20 protein-coding genes and 2 tRNA genes are annotated in these 18,991 nt (G+C 59.5%); 2 read left to right on the top strand and 20 right to left on the bottom strand.

Annotation, left to right across the window (positions count from 1 at the left end; genetic code table 11):
* Positions 1-86: 86 nt before the first annotated feature.
* The 14 genes from VMY05_05930 to VMY05_05865 form a co-directional block, all read right to left on the bottom strand.
* Positions 87-398, bottom strand: coding sequence for a hypothetical protein (locus VMY05_05930; GenBank protein HUV30606.1), 312 nt, complete (start codon positions 396-398; stop codon positions 87-89).
* Between the two features lie 103 nt (positions 399-501).
* Positions 502-1,038, bottom strand: a complete 537-nt coding sequence (locus VMY05_05925) for a peroxiredoxin (GenBank protein ID HUV30605.1) — start codon at positions 1,036-1,038, stop codon at positions 502-504.
* Between the two features lie 51 nt (positions 1,039-1,089).
* Positions 1,090-2,103, bottom strand: coding sequence for an isocitrate/isopropylmalate dehydrogenase family protein (locus VMY05_05920; protein ID HUV30604.1), 1,014 nt, complete (start codon positions 2,101-2,103; stop codon positions 1,090-1,092).
* A gap of 461 nt (positions 2,104-2,564) precedes the next feature.
* Positions 2,565-3,296, bottom strand: coding sequence for an SDR family oxidoreductase (locus VMY05_05915; protein ID HUV30603.1), 732 nt, complete (start codon positions 3,294-3,296; stop codon positions 2,565-2,567).
* The gene (locus VMY05_05910) at positions 3,293-4,024 is read right to left on the bottom strand and encodes a hypothetical protein (protein HUV30602.1); all 732 of its coding nucleotides are present in this window, start codon (positions 4,022-4,024) and stop codon (positions 3,293-3,295) included. Before VMY05_05910 ends, VMY05_05915 begins: the two co-directional genes overlap by 4 nt.
* 49 nt (positions 4,025-4,073) lie before the next feature.
* Positions 4,074-5,321 (bottom strand): glycine C-acetyltransferase, encoded by a 1,248-nt coding sequence (locus VMY05_05905; GenBank protein HUV30601.1) that lies wholly within the window; start codon positions 5,319-5,321, stop codon positions 4,074-4,076.
* Positions 5,322-5,443: 122 nt separating this feature from the next.
* Positions 5,444-5,689 carry a phosphopantetheine-binding protein gene (locus tag VMY05_05900; protein ID HUV30600.1) on the bottom strand — a complete coding sequence of 82 codons (246 nt, stop codon included), beginning with the start codon at positions 5,687-5,689 and terminating at the stop codon, positions 5,444-5,446.
* A 30-nt stretch (positions 5,690-5,719) separates the two neighbouring features.
* Positions 5,720-7,426 (bottom strand): acetate--CoA ligase, encoded by a 1,707-nt coding sequence (gene acsA / locus VMY05_05895; protein ID HUV30599.1) that lies wholly within the window; start codon positions 7,424-7,426, stop codon positions 5,720-5,722.
* Positions 7,427-7,440: 14 nt separating this feature from the next.
* On the bottom strand, positions 7,441-7,815 hold the full coding sequence (locus VMY05_05890; GenBank protein ID HUV30598.1) for a holo-ACP synthase: 375 nt from the start codon (positions 7,813-7,815) through the stop codon (positions 7,441-7,443).
* A gap of 36 nt (positions 7,816-7,851) precedes the next feature.
* The gene (locus VMY05_05885; GenBank protein ID HUV30597.1) at positions 7,852-8,805 is read right to left on the bottom strand and encodes an L-threonine 3-dehydrogenase; all 954 of its coding nucleotides are present in this window, start codon (positions 8,803-8,805) and stop codon (positions 7,852-7,854) included.
* Positions 8,806-9,153: 348 nt separating this feature from the next.
* Complete coding sequence (locus VMY05_05880; protein ID HUV30596.1) at positions 9,154-9,873, bottom strand: BMC domain-containing protein; 720 nt, start codon at positions 9,871-9,873, stop codon at positions 9,154-9,156.
* A gap of 431 nt (positions 9,874-10,304) precedes the next feature.
* Positions 10,305-12,584 carry a sigma 54-interacting transcriptional regulator gene (locus tag VMY05_05875; GenBank protein ID HUV30595.1) on the bottom strand — a complete coding sequence of 760 codons (2,280 nt, stop codon included), beginning with the start codon at positions 12,582-12,584 and terminating at the stop codon, positions 10,305-10,307.
* On the bottom strand, positions 12,581-12,970 hold the full coding sequence (locus VMY05_05870; protein ID HUV30594.1) for a hypothetical protein: 390 nt from the start codon (positions 12,968-12,970) through the stop codon (positions 12,581-12,583). The genes VMY05_05875 and VMY05_05870 overlap by 4 nt, the downstream gene beginning before the upstream one ends.
* A gap of 155 nt (positions 12,971-13,125) precedes the next feature.
* Positions 13,126-14,763 carry an O-antigen ligase family protein gene (locus VMY05_05865; protein ID HUV30593.1) on the bottom strand — a complete coding sequence of 546 codons (1,638 nt, stop codon included), beginning with the start codon at positions 14,761-14,763 and terminating at the stop codon, positions 13,126-13,128.
* A gap of 85 nt (positions 14,764-14,848) precedes the next feature.
* Here VMY05_05865 and VMY05_05860 point away from each other — a divergent pair, with 85 nt between their 5' ends.
* A complete protein-coding gene (locus VMY05_05860) occupies positions 14,849-15,532 on the top strand; it encodes a Fe-S cluster assembly protein HesB (GenBank protein HUV30592.1) in 684 nt (227 codons plus the stop codon).
* 45 nt (positions 15,533-15,577) lie between these two features.
* Positions 15,578-15,976 carry a preQ(1) synthase gene (queF, locus tag VMY05_05855; GenBank protein ID HUV30591.1) on the top strand — a complete coding sequence of 133 codons (399 nt, stop codon included), beginning with the start codon at positions 15,578-15,580 and terminating at the stop codon, positions 15,974-15,976.
* Positions 15,977-15,982: 6 nt separating this feature from the next.
* On the opposite strand, the gene queD is transcribed toward queF, so the two are convergent.
* From queD to VMY05_05825, 6 genes are all read right to left on the bottom strand, one after another.
* On the bottom strand, positions 15,983-16,342 hold the full coding sequence (gene queD / locus VMY05_05850; protein HUV30590.1) for a 6-carboxytetrahydropterin synthase QueD: 360 nt from the start codon (positions 16,340-16,342) through the stop codon (positions 15,983-15,985).
* A 17-nt stretch (positions 16,343-16,359) separates the two neighbouring features.
* Positions 16,360-17,109, bottom strand: coding sequence for a 7-carboxy-7-deazaguanine synthase QueE (locus VMY05_05845; protein HUV30589.1), 750 nt, complete (start codon positions 17,107-17,109; stop codon positions 16,360-16,362).
* Between the two features lie 6 nt (positions 17,110-17,115).
* Positions 17,116-17,817, bottom strand: a complete 702-nt coding sequence (gene queC, locus VMY05_05840) for a 7-cyano-7-deazaguanine synthase QueC (protein HUV30588.1) — start codon at positions 17,815-17,817, stop codon at positions 17,116-17,118.
* Between the two features lie 133 nt (positions 17,818-17,950).
* Positions 17,951-18,023: transfer RNA gene (locus VMY05_05835), tRNA-Lys, on the bottom strand.
* 20 nt (positions 18,024-18,043) lie between these two features.
* Positions 18,044-18,115: transfer RNA gene (locus VMY05_05830), tRNA-Lys, on the bottom strand.
* Positions 18,116-18,509: 394 nt separating this feature from the next.
* Entirely contained in the window at positions 18,510-18,938 is a 429-nt protein-coding gene (locus tag VMY05_05825) for an FKBP-type peptidyl-prolyl cis-trans isomerase (GenBank protein ID HUV30587.1), read from the bottom strand.
* Positions 18,939-18,991 lie beyond the last annotated feature (53 nt).

Genomic DNA, 18,991 nt, shown 5'->3' with positions numbered 1-18,991 from the left:
CGTGGCAACTGCCCGCCGAACCCACCGCCCCGCACGTGGATCGGGAATAACTCCACTCCGGGATAACTTCGGACGATCGGATCAGCTCAATCATCGAATAGATCGTCGAAGCTCTTCTTGCGCGAATCCTTGGTGTCCGTGATGGTGGAAATCCCCCCGGGGGTTTTGACCACCGTCCGCTGCTGGTAGTAGTCGCAGAAGTTGGGCTTCTCCTTGTCACGGACGGTCGTTTCAACCGGCTCACGGCACTGGGCGCGCCGCATGGGGTCAAAGTGGCGACAGCCGCGACAGCAGCGCAGGGCGGCCATACAGTCGGGGCATTCATCCTTGCGGAAAACTTTGCCGGTGATACCGGTGGGGCGGCCACAACTCCAGCAAAGCAGTCCCTCAGTGGCCATACTTCCTCCTAAAAGTCCTGTCCTGTTTACCTAATATAGAAAGAATTGCGGCGACGGCAAGCGGCCGCGCAACGCAATTTACAACCAGCGTACCAGGGCGGTCCTACTTTTTCAATCGGGCCAGCGCCTCCTTCAGGGCAATGAAGTCAGCGTCGCCCGTGATCGAGTAGTCAAAGTCGATATACTCAAACCGGCCGTCGGGTCCAACAACAAACACCGAACGCCGGAACATTCCCTGCTCGGGCCGGTACACGCCCAGTCTTCGGCCGAACTTCCCGGTGTAATCGGACAGGAGTTTAAACGGCAGCTTGTGTTGTTTGGCCCACTCGTGATGCGAGAAAACAAGGTCGGCGGAAACGGGCAGAACCTCAACGGCCAGTTCTGCGAATTCCTTGACGGCGTCGCGGAAGCCGCAGATTTCTTTCGTGCAGGCGGGGGACCAGTCGGCCGGGTAGAAGGCAAGCATATAGCGCGTTTCGGCCAGATCCTTCGACCCGATACCGTCAAAATTGATTGTATCCGCGGTGGCGTAAGGCAGCCGGAAGTCAGGCACGGGATCACCCACCCTGAATGGCTGCTGGGCGGTGACGACACACGCAGCCAGTGATACGAGAACGACGTACAGTATGGCGCGACTCATGGCAAGTCTCCTCTGATTTCCCGAGTCCGTTTCTTGCCGCCACGGGGCGGTTTACCCTCGACCCCTGATTTCATTAACGATTGCCTCCGTAAACTCCGTGGTGGAGCAAGTGCCGCCCAGGTCTCCGGTCATGCAGTGCCCCATGGCGAGCGTGAGCACCACGGCCTTCCAGATACGGTCCGCCGCCTCGTCCTCGCCCAGGTGACGTAACAGGAGCAGAGCCGAGAACAGGACGGCCGTGGGGTTGGCCAGGTTTTTCCCCGCGATATCGGGAGCGGTGCCGTGCACGGCCTCGAAAACGGCGTACTTTTCGCCTATATTGGCGCCGGGCACGACGCCCAGTCCGCCGACAAGACCGGCCGCAAGGTCAGATACGATATCGCCGAAAAGGTTGCCGAGCAACAGCACGTCGAACCTGCCCGGGTCCATCACGAGGTGCATGGCCAGAGCATCGACGATCTTGTCCTCGGCGGTTATATCCGGATATTCGACTGCGATCCTCTGAAAGGTGCGAAGGAACAGCCCGTCCGATATCTTCATGATGTTGGCTTTGTGCACCAGAGTGATCTTGCGGCGGCCGTGCCGGCGGGCGTACTCAAACGCCCAGCGGGCAATGCGTTCGGATGCCCTCTCGGTGATAATCTTGATCGCCTGCGTCACTCCCGGTTGCACAACGCTTTCAATGCCTGAATACAAATCCTCGGTATTCTCACGAACAATAACCAGATCAACCTTCTCAAAGCGGCTTGGAACTCCCCCTATCGTCTTGACCGGGCGCAAGTTGACGTAAAGATCAAGGGTCTGCCGAAGAGTGACGTTGGCGGATTTGAACCCTTTACCGACAAGAGTTGTCAGTGGACCCTTGAGCGCCACCTTGTTTTCGCGAATGGAATCAAGCAGCGAATCCGGCACCGACACGCCATACTTCTGAATTGCCGCCAGCCCCGCATCCTGCACGTCCCACTCGATATCCACACCGGCAGCTTCGATCACCCTGACGGCGGCTTGCGTGACTTCCGGACCAATGCCGTCCCCGGGTATAAGGGTCACTGTATGTCTGGCCATGCAATGCTCGTTGTAAGGATAAGGTTAAGCCGTGTGATTCCTCTTAGTATACCGGACCGGGCGTGTGCTGTCAACACGGATCATACGCAGCGCAGCGGAACGTTTTTGGAGTGTTTATGTGGAAAGCCGAAGTTTTGCCTTGACAGCGAGCAAGGGGACGGATATATTTACTTTGTAGTAGTTGATACAGAACCCCCACCCATGTTATCGATACTATTCACCGTAGTAAACGCCTTGCTGCGTGCCTGCGACAAGGCGTAACAGGCGAAGAGAGAGCAACCATATCCATCCGCTACATACTCTGTATGAGGGCTCTCTTTGCCAGCCTGGAAGCGTATTGCGTGTGGGTGACAACGTAGGGGAATTGGTGTGCTGTTCCCCTGCGTGAGGGGGGAAACCCGTCCTGTGGTGCGCGCCCGGGGCGGGTTCTGTTTCAGGGACGAATCCGCCGGGCCGCGTGTTTACTTTCTGACGAACAGTGGCCGGATCTCGGCCAGCGATACCCACGCGTTTTCGTTCTGCCGGGCAAGAAACAGAACCGCGTCGGCTACTTCCTCCACCGCGAGCTTGCGAGCCGCCTTGCTGGAAGCCCGGGCACGCGGGGCCAAATTGGACATGAACCCGGTTTCGACCGAGGCCGGCGCCAGGACGCAAATCTTGATGTTCTCGTTGCGTACCTCGCCGGCCACCGCCTCGCTGAGCACGTTCACCGCCGCCTTGGAAGCGGAGTAGACCGACAGGCCGGGCGTCCCCTGCTTGGCCGCCATGCTGGAAACGTTGATGATCTGGCCCCCGCCCTGTTTCTGAAGGCGCGGCAGAAGCTCCTTGAAACAGTAAAAGACCGACTTCAGGTTGGTATTGATAACGGTATCGAACTCTTTCTCCGTGGTCCTGATGAACAGCTTGCCGATACCCACCCCGGCGTTGTTGACGAAAACGTCCACCCGGCCGAACTTGTCATACGCCGTCCTGACTATCCGGGCCATGCCCGATGCTTTGGAGACGTCGGCGGTGACGGTCACGAAGTTGCCGCGCGAGAGGTTGAGCGATGAGGCCACGTTCTGGAGGTTCTTCTTGTTCCGCCCGCACAGAACCAGCTGGGCCTCCTGGCCGGCCATGACCCGTGCGATGGCGGCACCGATACCGCGCGAGGCCCCGGTGATGACGACAACCTTGTCTTTGAGTGATCTCATATACTGCCCGTTTGTATAACGTCTGTCTCACTGAGATGAACGTTCAAGAGATCCAGCGCCGTGAACAGGTCTCTGACCAGTTCCCAGTCCCAACTGGGCTTTTGACCTATATCACAAATAGGCGCGCACTTGTGATTCCTTTCGTTCATAAGCCCATTATTATGGACCTCAAGGTTCCGGATAATGCAGCATTTGTACACGATAGTCCAGTGACTAAAGTCCATGCATCGCTTGATAATGGCCTCCCTGACAGCGAGAAAGCGCGAGTCCCGTCCCTGATCACCGCCAACTTGTTGGCCAACCTGCTTTATCCACCCTATTAGTTTCTTCTGCCATTGCTGATGCTTGAGAGCGGACGCATCCTTCATTTTGTCGGAAAAAGTGGGTTCCACCGGAAGCATGCTGTCCTGCATTTTTCGACAGGTGGCGGGCTGGCGCTTGTTGAATACAAGATAACGTGCATAGTCCTTCACCATTGCTTCCAGGATTACCACGCCGTATACAAGGAGTGTTCTCGACAGTAGCGCAACCCGCTGTCTCAAATCCTCTTCCTCAACAGCCGGATCTAGTTTGCGCTGCAACTCCGCAGCCGGATCAAGTTTGCGTTCCAACTCCGCGGCCTCCTCCGCTCTTGCTTCGTGAGCAGCCCCGATGGCTCCAACGGTGAGCCAGAAGCTAGCCTCTAAACGCGGGATAACCGCGTTATAGTTCTCGTACGGGCTGTCCATTACTACCACCTATTCAGGATTAGGGGCCCCAGCCTAACAACTCGCCGGTCTACATTCCGTATTTCTCGATGATCTCCTGCTTCGTCTTGCCGAGGATGTCGTATTTCCTGCCGACTTTGATGAACGCCTCGAGTGCTTTGTCGAGGTGATGTGTTTCGTGGGCGGCTGAAATCTGCGTTCGTATTCTCGCCTGGCCCTGGGGAACCACGGGGAAGAAGAAACCCATGGCATAGATTCCCTCGTTGTACAGGTCCTGGGAGAAATCCTGCGAGAGTTTGGCGTTGAACAGCATGACAGGGACGATGGGCGTGTCGCCCTCCTTGAGAACGAAGCCGGCCTCGGCCAGGCCTTTGCGCCAGTACGCCGTGTTGGCTTCCAGCTTGTCGCGCCGCTCGGTGCTCCGGGAGAGGATATCGAGCACTTTGAGCACGCCCGAGACAACCACCGGGGCGATGGTGTTGGAAAACAGGTAGGGCCGCGCCTTCTGGCGGCACAGTTCCACCAGTTCGCGACGCCCGGAGACGCAGCCCCCCGAGGCACCGCCGAGGGCTTTACCGAAGGTTGTGGTGATGATGTCGATTTTGCCCATGACGCCACATTTTTCGTGAGTGCCCCTGCCGGTCCGGCCGATGAAACCCGATGCGTGGGAGTCATCCACGAACACCATGGCGTCGTACTTCTCGCACAGCTCGACGATCTCGTCGAGTTTGGCCGTGTCGCCGTCCATGGAGAACACGCCGTCGGTAATGACCACCTTGAATCGCTTGTCGGCGTGGAGTTGCAATTTTGATTCCAGGTGCTGCATGTTGGAGTGCTTGAAGGTGTCGTGCACGGCACTGCACAGCCGCATCCCGTCGATGATCGAGGCGTGCACGAGACGATCCGAGATCATAACGTCGTCGCTGCCGAGGATGGCCTCGAACACGCCGGCGTTGGCGTCCATGCAGGAGGGAAACAGGATGGTATCTTCCGTGCCCAGGAACTCGCTCACTTTCCGCTCGAGTTCATGGTGAATGTCCTGCGTGCCGCAGATGAACCGGACGGAAGACATGCCGTAGCCGCGCGTCTCCAGCCCGTCGTGCGCCGCCTTGATGACCTCCGGGTGGCTGGAAAGCCCCAGGTAGTTGTTGGCACACATGTTGATGACTTTTTTCAACGACGAGCCGATGGGGAATTCGACCTCGATGTCCGCCGCCTGGGAGGAATGGATGAACCGTTCCTGCTTGAACAGCCCGGCGTCCTGAATTTCCTTGATCTGTTCCTGGTATATTGCCCTGACTTTGTCACTGTAACCCATTGTTTAACTCCTCATGCAACACTCGGTCTCTTCGCCCCGGCCCTCGGGTCCCACAGCTCGGGCGCCGACCGGATTCCAAACTCGGCGCGGTCCGCCTGACTGCGAGCCGGCAGTCCGCACGCCTATCCGAGGAAGGATTTCACCAGCGCCACGATGCTGTTGACGGTGTCAAACGCCTCCGGCGTGGCCTTGTCGTCGGGAATGCTTATCTGGTACTTATTCTCCAGGAACCGCTTGAGGGAAACCATGGAGAAGGAATCGACGATGCCACCGGAAATAAGCGGCGTGTCGTAGGTTATCTCGTCATCCTCTTCTTCAAGATACTCCTCGATGATGTAATTGAGGACCACGTCCTTCGCGTCTTCCATAACCGTCTCCTATACACTTCTATCCGTCGTCTACTCGTCATCCTCGAGCGTGGAGATGTCACCGATCTCTTCGCCCCACTCCCGCGCGTGCAGCAGCCGCCGCATGATCTTGCCGCTCCTTGTCTTGGGCAGCGAATCAACGTACTCGATTTCCTGGGGCATGGCCAGCGGGGAGAGCTTCTTGCGAATGAAGTTCATGATGTTCAACTCGAGGTCGGCACCGGCGTCAAACCCCGGCTTGAGCGTCACGAACGCCTTCACGACTTCCATGTTTACTTCATCGGGCTTGGCCACCACCGCGGACTCCGCGACCGCCTCATGTTCCAGCAGAGCCGACTCCACCTCGAACGGACTCACCAGGTGACCGGCGGTATTGATGACGTCGTCGTCACGCCCCGTAAACCAGAAGTACCCGTCCTTGTCGATGCTCGAACGGTCACCGGAAAGGTACCAGCCGTTTCTGAACTTGGCCTGGTACGTGGCCTCGTTGTTCCAGTACGCCCGCATCATCGACGGCCAGCCCGGTTTGAAAGCGATCAGCCCGACCCGGCCCGGCTCCGTGATCGGCTCGTAGGTTTTGGTGTCCAGAACGGTTGCCGTTATGCCCGGAAAAGCCTTACCCATGGAACCGGGCTTGATCTCCATGCCGGGGAAGTTCGTAAGCATGATCGAACCGGTTTCGGTCTGCCAGTACGTATCGAGAAAGGGATGCCCATACACGTTCTTCGACCAGACCACCGCCTCCGCGTTGAGCGGCTCGCCTACGCTGGCCAGGTGCCGCAGCGAGGAAAGGTCAAACTTCCGCACCAGGTCATCGCCCGCCTTCATGAGCGAGCGAATGGCCGTCGGCGCGGAATACCAGACCGTGACCTTGTGCTTTTCAATGAAGCGGTACCAGGCCTCCGCCGAGAAACCCGCATCCAGGACGCACTGCGTGACGCCCAGGCTCCAGGGACCGATAATGCCGTAGGACGTACCCGTCACCCAGCCCGGGTCGGCCGTGCACCAGTATACGTCGTCCGGCTGCAGGTCCAGAACCCACTTGGTGGACAGGTACTGGGCGATCAGCGCATAGTGAACGTGCTTGACGCCTTTGGGCTGCCCGGTCGTTCCGGACGTATAGTGAAGCACGGACGGTGACTCCGCCTTGGTAGGGAAGATCTCCAACTCCTGCACGGGCTCGGCCTGTTCCAGGGAAAAGGCAACCTCCCGATCCCGAAGCGGCTTGCGCCCGTCGTAATCGACAAGAATAACGTGCCTGAGATGGGGCACCTGGTCGAGCATCTTCCGGACCTTGGCGACGTGCTTGCGCTGGGTGATGATCGCCGCGGTCCCGGCGTCACTGAGCCGGATGCGCAACGCCTCGTCACCGAAGGCCGAGAAGAGCGGCTGGGCGATGGCCCCGATCTTGAGCACCCCCAGAAACCCGAGGTACAGCTCGGGGATTTTGTCCATGAAAAGACACACCCTGTCCCCGTCGCCGATCCCCAGGCCCCTGAGAAACGCGCCGATGGTGTTGGTGGTCAGCCTGACGTCGTCGTAGGTATAACGCTTCTCCCGTCCCGCCGCGTTCTCCCAGAGCAGGGCCGGCTTGTCCGCCATGCCCAACTGGCAGATCCGGTCGGAGCAGTACCAGCCGATGTTGATGACGTTTCCGTCCTTAAACGCCAGCTCTTTCTCGGAAATTGACCAATCGAAGTTTTTGACTCGTTCGGCGTAGGACCCGATGTTAGTCATTCTCCATTTTCCCTTTACTTCTCCAGTGCGACAACGGCACTGGCAACATCCCTTATATGTGACAGGGATACCTGGACGTTGGTGATGCCGCTCTCGTCGACAAGACGTTTCGCCACACCGTGAAGAACAAGTTCAGGCTTCCCTTTCTCGTTGTTAACCACCTCAACGTCGGTAAACTTCAACCCGTCCCGCCAGCCGGTGCCGACTGCCTTCATGAACGCCTCTTTGGCGGCAAAGCGCGCCGCGAAGTTCTGCGCGCTGCTTCGCCTGGACTCGCAGTACTCAATCTCCCGCGGCGTGAACACTCTCTCCTTGAGACCGCCGGTATCACCGAGACGCCGCCTGAGTCTTTCCACGTCCACGTCGTCTATGCCGATGCCGAAAATCATCCTGTGGCCTCGAGGCGAACGGTGCGACGGGCCGACTCACCCCGCCAGCTTCCGGGACAAGACGTCCAGCATGTCTGATGTCATCCTGGGAAGATCGTACTCGTGACGCCAACCCCATTCCCTGCGGGCGGCCGAATCGTCCATGTTGTTAGGCCAGCTGTCCGCGATCTCCTGTCGCTCCGGGTCTACCTGGTATTTAATCTCAAACTCCGGGATGTGTTTCCGGATTTCGTCGGCCAGTTGCGCCGGGGTAAAATTCATCGCCGTGACGTTGAAGGCATTGCGGTGCACCAGCCGGGACGGGTCGGCCTCCATCAGGTCAATCATCGCCCTGATGGCGTCCGGCATGTACATCATGTCCAGAGACGTATCAGCCCGCAGGTAACAGGTGAATTCCCGATGCCGGATGGCGTCGTAAAAGATCTCAACGGCGTAGTCGGTGGTTCCGCCGCCGGGGTCGGTCTGGTGCGAGATCAGTCCCGGGAAGCGAAGCCCGCGCGTGTCCAGTCCAAAGCGCTTGTGATAGTAGTCGCAAACAAGCTCTCCGGCCACCTTGGTGACCCCGTAGATCGTATCGGGACGCTGAATCGTGTCCTGCGGCGTGTTGTCCAGCGGCGTGGACTTGCCGAAAGCGCCTATCGAACTGGGGACAAACAGGGCGCAGTCGTACTGGCGCGCCGCCTCGAGGATGTTGTACAGACCGTTCACGTTCACCTGCCAGGCGACATTCGGGCGGGTTTCGCCCACCGCCGACAGAATCGCCGCAAGATGGTAGATGGTGTCCGCCTTGTAGATCTGCATGACCCTCGTGATGTGATGCGGATCAAGGACGTCCAGGAATTCAAACGGACCGGAATCGCGCAGGCTGATGTCGCTCGGCATCCGGATATCCGTGGCCACGACGTTCTCCCGCCCGTACCGCTGGCGCAACACCACGGTCAGTTCCGAGCCGATCTGGCCCAGTGCACCGGTGATGAGGATCTTCTCCATGACTGCACCGCCCTCCTGCGCAGGCCCGTCCGGCGGGTATGCCGACGGACCGGACACTTACCTTGCCGACCCCTGTTGAACACTTGCCGACGGTTTCTCAGAGGTCATATATATACCGTAAGACCCGATAAATCAACCGAAAACGCCCCCTGCGCAGGGAACTCCGACCCGCCCATTACCTCGTCACGGTCCCGCATCATCCGCCAGCTTGAACGCACTGAAGCTCGCATCAGAGCAGGATATCGGTTCGTCGGTGAGTGCGTGCCCCGCCGGGTTGATCGATCCGGCGGAAGAGAGAAGACTTGACGGATCGATTGCAGATTATGGAGACCGGTGGCGCGAAGTTATCTACTCGGGCACGCGGACGCTTCGGATAGCTTCCAGCAGAGTCTCCTTGTTCGCCTTGGAGATCTGGCGGCCCTGTATCGGAAGGTTCCTGATTGTCCGTGCATACTTGCGGAGTTTGACCACCGGCATCTCTGCCAGTTCGTCAAGACTAAGCGGCTGCGGGGCGGAAGTCGGTTGGACGGCGGGCGCGGGGATAACGGCGGGCTCTGGCGTGACCGGTGGTTTCGGCGGCGGCGCCACGCGCGCAACTGTCGGTACAGCGGGCGCGGGCTGTGCGGGGGGCAGCTTGATCTCCCGGTGCTCCGGCCGTGAGGCAGGTTTCAGCGACGGCGTTCGCGGAGGTGACGGCCCCCTGTCTTCCTCGGAGCGATACCTGGCCACGAACCGTCCGTACGGCAGGATGGGACTGAGACCGTTGTCCGTGCGAGGGATCACGTGCATGGAAATCAGGTCGTGCAGAGCTTCAGCGGCCCGTGCTCCCGCCTCGACCGCCTGCTGGACTGCCTGCCAGTCTCCCTCGAAACGGACTGTGACAATCCCGGCATCGGTTTGCTCCAGGGAGGCAATAACGACCTGACCGGCGTCAGTGGCCGCGCGGGTTGCCGCCAGTGCTCCGGCGAGTCCCCTCGTTTCTATCAATCCCAGGGCAGGCCGCGACATAGCGTCAAAGAAGGGCAACCGGTTCTCAAAACACAACTTAAAACGTATCGTGTGAGCCAAAAAAGCGCGCCGCCCGCAATCCCCTCAATTGCGGGCGGCCACACACCAAAGAAAAGAGGACCTACCAAGCACTGGCAACAGTGCTCAGGAGTAAAAATGACAATCAGAATGAGAGCAAGGCGCGTGCCGTCGGTCTGGTACGCACCTCTATCGTGTTGCCCGGCATGAACGTACTGGCATTCGGTGTCAATTATGCGGCCGGCGGCGGTGTTCAAATCCGTACAATCATACGAATGACGGCACAAAAAAAGCGGTAAGCGCCTGAAAAACCAAACGCTTACCGCAACCAAGGAGTGTGTGCGAGATTCGTACGACCGAACGATAACTCTCACCGGGCCTCACGGAGCGTCATTGTAACAGACACATTATCACAATCACACGCTCCGGCAGGTCAGGCGTGATCCGCCCGGATCACTGTCCGGTGGCATCGCTTAGCTGGGTGCACCTCCTCTTAAGACCGTGGGCGGTACCGAAATGCCGTACCGCTTCAGCTTGGTGCGCACCGTCGCCTCGTGCACGCCCAGCAGGCGTGCGGCCTCGCTCTTGTTGCCGCGTGCCGCCAGAAGCGCCTCCGTGATCAGTTTCCGCTCAAACTGCTCCACGCGCTGGAAAAGACTCTCGCCGTCCGAGGATTCGTCCAGGTCGGCGCTTTGGGGGAACAGCGAACGGTACAACTCTACCAGGTCTCCCTCAGCCACCATTTGCGACATGACCTGGAGTCGTTTGACTTTGTTGTCAAGTTCGCGGATATTACCCGGCCAATCATAGGCCAGAAACAGCCTGACCAGTTCGGCAGGCGGTGCCAGGTCCTCCGGCAGAAGATCATGCTCTACCAGAAAGTGCTTCAGCAGAAGTGCAATGTCCTCCCGGCGCTCTCGTAACGGCGGGATGCGGAAGGTAATGCCGCTGAGCCGGTAGTACAGATCGCGCCGGAACGTACCGTCTTCGACCATGGCTTCGAGGTTCTTGTTCGTGGCCGCGACCAGGATGACGTCAAGGGCAACCTCGGTCGTAGAACCGAGAGGAATGACTTTCCGCCGCTCCAGAACTCCAAGCAGCTTGGCCTGAAGCTTCAGGGGCATGTCGCCGATCTCATCGAGCATCAGGACACCGCCGTTTGCGGCTACGAACAGACCGCACTTGCTTGCGTCGGCACCCGTGAAAGCTCCCCGGCTGTAGCCGAACAACTCCGATTCAAGGAGCGTCTCGGGAACCGAAGCGCAGTTGATGGCCACAAACGGTCCGCCGGGCCGAACCAGGGAGTGGAAGTACCGGGCCAGATGATCCTTGCCGACACCGGTCTCACCGGTGAGCATGAGCGGAAGGTCGGAATGGCCGAACATCGGCAACTGTGCCTTGAAACGTTGAATCACCGGTGAGGCCGTCAGAAAGTCGACCCCGCCCGTCGTCCCGGTTCTCGTTGGAGTTACCGGGCCCGCCTTGGTGCAGCCAAGAGAGCTGATCAACCGGCTGACCTTGTCAAGCCGCTGAGTCATCCGACACCGGGAATAGTACTCCTCGGCACGGAACAGGTAGGTCATGCGCTGCCGCTGACCGAACAGTTCGCATTTGCCCGCCGCCACCAGAGCTTCAGCCCTCTCAAAGCGAACACCGGATTCATCCAGCACGTCGATCGCCTTTTTGTAGAGCCGGACGGCGTCCTTTTTGTGACCGTGCGCCTGGGCCACCTGCGCCTTTATACGCAGCAGCGCGCCGGTTTCGACCTTGTTTGAGGTCTTTTCCATTATGACCATGGACTGGGCGGCAAACTTCCGGACCAGACGGTAGTTGTCCAGGCGCAAGTTCAACTCAGCCAGGTGCCTGAGGACACGGCCGACCAGGGTCGTCCCCGGCGCGATGCCCTCCGCCATGACCAGCGCCTTCTCGAGAACTGCGCCGGATTCCTCGTTGCGGCCGGTGCGGTATCGCAGTTCACCGAGGTAGGTCATGTAAATGACCTCGTCCCGCCGGCTCGCGGCCGTAATGATCCGCGGATATGCCTGCGCCAGCGCCCGCTCCGCCTTGTCATAGGCGGCTTGTTGGATGTGAATATAACCGAGCGACAGATACGCACGCGCCACCTCCAACTCGTCCCGAAGCTCCGTGGAGAGATCGACGTTGATGGTCAGGTGCTTCTCGGCTTCGGCCAGATCGCCCATAAAGGTGTAAACCCGGCCGATGTTTCCCATCATGAAGGCCAGCTTCTGCTTGTCGTCGAGTTTGCGCGCAATCTCCACTGCGTCCATGAGTACCCGCAGGGCGCTGCGATAGTCCGCCTGCCGGAAGTACAGTCCGGCCAGGAGATTGAGCGCGCGGCTCTGACCTTCGAGACAGTCGTTACGGCGGAAGATTGATTCCGCGTCCTGAAACGCCTTTTGCGCTTCCTTCACCTGTCCCATGTCGCGCAGGATGCCTCCGAGAGTGACGAAGATCTCAGCAAGAAGGACGCTGTCTCCGTCTTCGGCTGCCTTGGCCTGTGCGACACGAGCCGTTTTCAAGGCTGCAGGGTAGTCAGTGAGGGAAGCCCAGGCGTCGGACACCTTGAGCAGGATCGCGCCCGCCCAGGATCCACCGGCGTCGTCAATGAGACTACGATGTGCCTCGTAGTACCTGACAACACCGGCGCAGTCCCGCTTTTGGGCCAGCGACGATATGTACGTCGCTACCGCATCGCAGAACTCCGTGCCTGTGTTATTGCTCTTCTGCTTCACTTTTCTACCCCGTAGCTCCCGATTGATGAATTCTCCTGCCTCGGAACGTCGGTGACGCCCCGATTTTTTTTCTGAATGTCGCGGTAAGGCCGGTCGGTTCTGACCCAGAACAAACGGGATTCGAGATACGTATCGATGCCCGGCAGGCGGTACAAGGCATCGACCACAAAGACACCGGTGGCGCTTTCCAGTGGGCTGAGCCGATTCCAGATATCACCGGGCGTCTGGTTTTCGCCTCCCCAGGGATGGTCCTCCCCTTCGGGCCCGCCGTCGCTAGGTCCGCCGTCGTTCCCATCATCCCACGGCTTGTCCTTCGAGACAAGGTCTCCGCACGGGGCGAGCACGAATACCAGCAGGACCGCCAGTAGTAAAACTACTTTCATCATGGAACACTCCTTGGTTTATTACCTGTGGCTCTTGCAGGCCACAAATTCAGTGCAACTTGCGTATGGCGGGAAGCGCAATTGTGAGGGTCTTTCCAAACGGGATCAGGCATCCCAATCCATTTTATTATAGTCAATCAAACCCACGCTGTCAAGGTTTAACCCGGTGTGCTCTCACTCTCGGCAAGCCCCGCCGCCGTGACCGACCTCAACGATGCCCGCCTGTCACGGTCCGCCTGGCGTGCGATGACAGCCAGGAAAAAGACCGCGATAAAACCCGTCTGGCCCCACATCCAGCCCGCCTCCAACAAGGTGGTAGCCAGAAGCAGCAGCCCGCAAAGGTACAGTGCCAGAGTCGGGCCGAACCGGTTCGGATCGGCGACCCGTACCCACCGCCGCCTTATGAGACGCAGTTGGTTGACAAACAGCGCCAGCAGGGCGGCAGCGCCCACCAGTCCAGTTTCCGCAAGGTAATGCAGGAAGAGATTGTGAGCCGACTTTCCCCTGACCCACAGGAAGGTAGGATCGAGGTGAATGGTAGTGTAGACGTCGGAAATGCGGCGAAACATCCCGGGACCCACGCCCAACAGGGGATGATCCCAGAAGGCGGCAAGGGCTGTCTTCCACAGTGTGATGCGCAGCAGAAAGGTCCCGCCGGGTCGGGATGTGAACAAGCCCTCGAACCTTGCCAGTACGCCCTGAAAGAGTCCCTGCTGCAGAACCATGACGGTCGCGGCCAGGACTAAAAACGAAACCACCAGGGCGCCCGACCGCCGCCCGGCCGATCGGGCCGTCAGAACCAACCCGGCGTCCGCCCCTGCAAGGCCCGTCGCTCCGCGCATTCTTCGCACCCGCAGAAAGGTAATGGCCAGGGCCAGAAACGCGGCTGTAAAGCCGAACAGGATGGAGGCCCGGGATTGCGTTGCCACCAGGGCTCCGGCCACCAGAACTGAACCGATCAAATATGGTATTGCTCGCCTGTCAGATGACCACAGAAACAGTGCCACACCGACCGGCAGAGCCAGCATGGCCAATTCATCGAAAGCAACGCGGGCAAGTCCGAACACTCGAACGGAACCGCCGCCGGCGAGAAACTGCCCCACGACGAACGCCGAATACACGGCGCAAAGGCCGAAGAAAAGGCTGAGCATCCTCGCGACATCGGCCCGGCCGGCCAGACGATACACCGAAAGAAAAGTGACAAACAGAACGCCGACTCTAAGCAGTGGTCGCAGGGCCCTCGACGGATCATAGCTGAACAGACCGGCTATGGCCAGGGCCGCAAGAATAGCCAGATAGTTACCGGCCAGCAGGGGCGGCCGGCCCGGCCCGCCACCGCGCAGGAACAGGTCGAGTGCCGCAGCGAGGATGGCCAGCATGGCGCTGATATCCACCAGGTAGAGGGGGATGCTCCTGATGGCCGGGACATAGATGAAGAGCACGAACACAAACTGCCAGAGCGCCACCCGCGGGTTGGACACTACGAGAAGAGCCACGGGCAAACCGGCCGCCGCCCATAAGTAGAGCGGTTTCCTCAACAAGGCGTACACCAGGAAGGCCGCGAAGACGATTCCCAGCGTGACCACGTATCCTGAAACCGCGCCCGGATTGATTCCGGGCAGAGAGCGACCGAGCGCAGGAGGATTCCGCATGGACTGAAGATACACCTCGGCGTGACGGCAGTCAACGCAGACGATGGCAAACCAGGGCGCAACGTCTTGCCGGTCGGCCCCGTATGCCGTATACTCGTCTCCCGTGACCATATCAAGAGAGAAAGTGTACAGTTTTCGGCGCAAAATCCGGGCTTTTTACCGGGAGCATGGACGTTCACTGCCATTCCGCCAGACGCGCGATCCGTACAGGATTGCGGTTGCCGAAATCATGCTGCAGCAAACGCAGGTGGAACGCGTCGTGCCCAGGTACGACAGCTGGATTGCACGCTGGCCCGCCTGGTCCGCCCTGGCCGAGGCATCGAGCCGGCAACTGCTGGCCGCCTGGTCGGGGCTGGGATACAACCGGAGGGCGCTTTTCCTCAGGGAGATGGCTCGCGTCGTGATTGCTCGACACGGCGGCATCTTGCCTGACGACCCTGCTGCTCTGATCCGGTTGCCCGGGATCGGCCCGTACACGTCGCGGGCCATTCCGATTTTCGCCTACAACAAACCGTTTGTGGCGGTTGACATCAACATCCGCCGGGTCCTGATCCACGAGTTGCAATTGCCTCCGTCGACAACCCCCCGCCAGCTCGAGTCTGTGGCGCTGCAACTGCTGCCAAGAAAGCAGGCCCGCGAGTGGCATTATGCCTTGATGGATTATAGCGCCCTGGCGCTGCCCAGGCAGCTTGGCACGGTCAGGCCGCTGGCCCGACAGAAGGCCTTCGATGGTTCGATACGCCAGATTCGCGGTGAGATCATCCGCCGCCTGACCACGCGCAGACAGCTCCGCACGGGCACGATTGCCCGCGTTCTGAGCCGGTCAGCCGCCGAGGTGGAACGAGCCGTCGCAGGTCTTGAGAAGGATGGGCTGGTGGTACGAAAAGCAAAGACGGTGTACCTGAAAGAGTGAGCACGGGCAGTTGGCACGCAATGCCGTCGGCACTATATTGGGGCTATGAACGAATCGAACTACGAAGACCTGCAGGGCGACATCCGGGACTGGAAGACGCCCGAAATCGAGACATTCGGCAATATCTACGCCGACCGGGACTACGAGATCAGGATGGCGATCCCGGAATTCACGTGCGTCTGCCCCAGGACCGGTCTGCCGGATTTTGCCACGCTTCACCTGACCTACGTTCCGGACCAGCACTGCATCGAACTGAAGAGTCTCAAAGAGTACACTCTGGCCTACCGCAACAAGGGCATCTTTCACGAGAACGTGGTCAACAAGATGGCCGAGGACGTGGTAGCGGCGGCCAAACCGCGTCGGCTACGCCTGGAAGGGATCTTTCACGCCCGGGGAGGGATTCAGACGACCATCGTTCGGGAATACACGGCCGACACGCGTTGAACGCCGTCAGCCTTCGTACTCACACTTGCTGGTGGCCGTTTCGTAGACCGTGATCCTGCTCAGGATCGGGAGTCCGGGCTTGATCCGCTCCCAGAGCCACCTGGACACGTACTCGGTGGAGGTCAACTCGAGACCGTCAACGTCGTTCAGATTCTTGTGATCCAATCTGTCAATCACAGGCTGGACGATGCGCTTGAGGTCGTGGTAGTCAATGAGAAAACCGGTGGTTTCGCTGACCTCGCCGGCCACTTCGACTTCCACCCGGTAGCTGTGACCGTGCAGTTCGTGGCAGGGGTGTTCAGGAGGCAGATGATCCAGGCGATGCGACGCCTCGAAATGAAACTGCTTGGACAGTTTTACGCGCATGTTTTACCTACCCGCCGTTATCGTCTTCGCTCGTTCCCCCAGGCCAGAATATGGAGCCGGGGCGAGAACTTGAAGCCGTGCCGCGCGCACTCGTCAAGAAGCCACGGCATCGCCTCGAGTTGATCCGTTGCCGACGTTCCTTCAGGCATCAATATAATACGATCCGCGGGCACAAGGGGCATGAACTGTTCGACTATTTCGCCGACGTCATCGGGGGAGCACACGACAAATTTGAAATCGGCGCGACCGGTGGCCGCAATCGCCCGCAACGCCTCCGGGACGATATTCTCTCCTTGCGGTCGGCCGTTGTTGGCCAGCTTGGGCGAACAGTTCCACCACGAGATGGCCTCGCACATCGTCCTGCTCGGCACCAGCGTGCCGTTGGTCTCGATTTCAAAGAAGTCAAATCCGGCCGCATTCATACGGGCGATCAGGGCCGACAGGGTTTGCTGATGCAGCATCGGCTCCCCGCCGGTAAGGACAACATGGAGCCCCCCCGGGTTCAGTTTCCTTTCCCCGACCATACGGCCCGCCCGCCCGGCGATGTCGCCGGGAGCAAGCAGCTCGCCCGCCTCAATGGCATCGGGGTCCCAGGTGAAACGCGCGTCGCACCAGTCACACCCGAGATTGCAGTACTTGAAACGGAGAAAGAGCGCCGGAAACCCGGCGAAGCGGCCTTCCCCCTGAACGGAATAGAACATCTCCGTGAGCGGCAGCCTGCCGGCTGACTGACCTGGCCAGGGGACAATGCGTTCCGATCGTTTCATCCGGCCTCAGACCCGGGGTGTCACCGCATATTTGGTGGGATCGGCGATCTCGGCATCGAGGAACCCCCTGTGCCTGAGCCGGCAACTATCGCACTCGCCGCACGACAGACCGTCATCCGTCGGGTCATAACAGCTAAAGGTCATGGCGTAATCAAGCCCCAGCTCCAGGCCGCGCCTGATAATCTCGGCCTTCGTCAACTCCATAAGCGGCGCCCTGATCTCGATGCCCTCCCCGGCCACTCCCCGCCGCGTCGCCAGGTTGGCCATGGACTCAAAGGCGTAGATGAATTCCGGCCGGCAATCCGGATAGCCGGAATAGTCAACGGCGTTAGCGCCGATAAGGATGTGCCGCGCGCCCGCGACCTCGGCCCAGGCCAGGGCCAGGGACAGGAAGATGGTGTTGCGGGCCGGAACGTACGTTATGGGAATGTCGGAGCCGATGGTATCGAGCGAACGGTTCTTGGGAACGGCGATCTGGTCGGTGAGCGCCGACCCGCCGATCAGCGCCAGGTCGACCGACATCACGAGGTGCTTCTGTACGCCGACAGCCAGGGCGATTTTCCCGGCCGACTCAAGTTCGAGCCGGTGGCGCTGGCCGTAATCAAAACTGATCGCATACAGTTCGTACCCGTCCGCGCCGGCCGCAGCCAGCGTGGTGGAAGAGTCGATTCCACCGCTGAGCAGTACGACTGCTTTACCACGTGACATAACCGCACAACCCTTCTCTCAGGACCGGTCAGAAGCATCCGGCCCGAATCCGATCTACTTATTTATACAGGGAATCGCTCGGAAAAGCAAACGGCTCAAGCCCGGCGGGTCCCGCCGCTGGGGCATGGAAAAATACGCCGCCAGGGATTCGAACCCCGGACCCGCTGATTAAGAGTCAGCTGCTCTACCAACTGAGCTAGCGGCGCATTTAGCCAAGAGACTTTTATGAGGGTGGATGGGATCGAACCATCGACAACCTGCTTAAAAGGCAGATGCTCTACCACTGAGCTACACCCCCATAAAAACCTCTCAAGGGCGATGTGTCTCAGCACAACAAAATATCGTCTCGGCCGGGGATGTCAACGCAATTCTGTAATTTCATGCTGACTTCGTCGCCGTTGCGACAGCCCGTTTGCCGGCCCGGCGCCTGTCGCGGTGCAGCCGGCGCCATTATTTGCCAGTTTTTTCCAGAGTCATGACATTTCCGTGACACAAGAGAAGCGACAGCCTGTATCATAGGCTCAGCTTTTCATATACCGATGCGATGATTGCATTACCTCCTGTAGAGACGAAAAGCGCCGCGGGACGCGGCGCTTTTTTTCGTCAGTTTGGCTTGCCCGGGCAGCCGGTCGCGCCTGCCTTGAAGGCCACCGCAGCGGCTGACCAGCCGCTGCACGGGCGCAGAATCCCTGCTATTGAAGCAGCTTGAGGAACTCGATCTCGAACACCAGCCACTGATCCGGAGGTATCGGGCCGCCGCCCTTGCCATAGCCCAGTTCGGGCGGGATAATAAGCCGACGGATTCCGCCTTCCTTCATCCCGACCATTCCATCAGACCAGCCAGTGATCAGGCGCTGGCCCAGCGTGCACTGGAACGGCTGGCCGCCGTCCTTCGAACTCTGAAACCGCTGCAGCTTGGTCCCTGCGGAATCGGCAAACCAGAGGGTGTAATGGCACTCGACCGGGGAGCCCATTTCCGCCTGTTTGCCGGTACCCACCACCAGTTCCTCGTACCTGACACCCAGATCAGTGACCGTACCGGCCACTTCCCCGACTTGTTGTTGCTCCGTTTTGCAGGACAGGGCCAACGCCGCCAGCAGAACGATTGTGAATACTCTCACGTCGTGTTGTCTCCTCTCTCCAGATCTTATCGTTTAGCTTCCCCCGTAAACCT

The organism is Acidobacteriota bacterium (assembly GCA_035529075.1).
Taxonomy (GTDB): domain Bacteria; phylum Zixibacteria; class MSB-5A5; order GN15; family FEB-12; genus DATKXK01.
The sequence above is the reverse complement of the archived record's forward strand: the minus strand, read 5'-3'. Positions and strand labels throughout refer to the sequence as shown.

Bases quoted from the DNA above. Each gene is read 5' to 3' on its own strand.
- VMY05_05930 (HUV30606.1), bottom strand. From the start codon at position 398: ATGGCCACTGAGGGACTGCTTTGCTGGAGTTGTGGCCGCCCCACCGGT.
- VMY05_05925 (HUV30605.1), bottom strand. From the start codon at position 1,038: ATGAGTCGCGCCATACTGTACGTCGTTCTCGTATCACTGGCTGCGTGT.
- VMY05_05920 (HUV30604.1), bottom strand. From the start codon at position 2,103: ATGGCCAGACATACAGTGACCCTTATACCCGGGGACGGCATTGGTCCG.
- VMY05_05915 (HUV30603.1), bottom strand. From the start codon at position 3,296: ATGAGATCACTCAAAGACAAGGTTGTCGTCATCACCGGGGCCTCGCGC.
- VMY05_05910 (HUV30602.1), bottom strand. From the start codon at position 4,024: ATGGACAGCCCGTACGAGAACTATAACGCGGTTATCCCGCGTTTAGAG.
- VMY05_05905 (HUV30601.1), bottom strand. From the start codon at position 5,321: ATGGGTTACAGTGACAAAGTCAGGGCAATATACCAGGAACAGATCAAG.
- VMY05_05900 (HUV30600.1), bottom strand. From the start codon at position 5,689: ATGGAAGACGCGAAGGACGTGGTCCTCAATTACATCATCGAGGAGTAT.
- acsA (HUV30599.1), bottom strand. From the start codon at position 7,426: ATGACTAACATCGGGTCCTACGCCGAACGAGTCAAAAACTTCGATTGG.
- VMY05_05890 (HUV30598.1), bottom strand. From the start codon at position 7,815: ATGATTTTCGGCATCGGCATAGACGACGTGGACGTGGAAAGACTCAGG.
- VMY05_05885 (HUV30597.1), bottom strand. From the start codon at position 8,805: ATGGAGAAGATCCTCATCACCGGTGCACTGGGCCAGATCGGCTCGGAA.
- VMY05_05870 (HUV30594.1), bottom strand. From the start codon at position 12,970: ATGATGAAAGTAGTTTTACTACTGGCGGTCCTGCTGGTATTCGTGCTC.
- VMY05_05860 (HUV30592.1), top strand. From the start codon at position 14,849: ATGCTGCAGCAAACGCAGGTGGAACGCGTCGTGCCCAGGTACGACAGC.
- queF (HUV30591.1), top strand. From the start codon at position 15,578: ATGAACGAATCGAACTACGAAGACCTGCAGGGCGACATCCGGGACTGG.
- queD (HUV30590.1), bottom strand. From the start codon at position 16,342: ATGCGCGTAAAACTGTCCAAGCAGTTTCATTTCGAGGCGTCGCATCGC.
- VMY05_05845 (HUV30589.1), bottom strand. From the start codon at position 17,109: ATGAAACGATCGGAACGCATTGTCCCCTGGCCAGGTCAGTCAGCCGGC.
- queC (HUV30588.1), bottom strand. From the start codon at position 17,817: ATGTCACGTGGTAAAGCAGTCGTACTGCTCAGCGGTGGAATCGACTCT.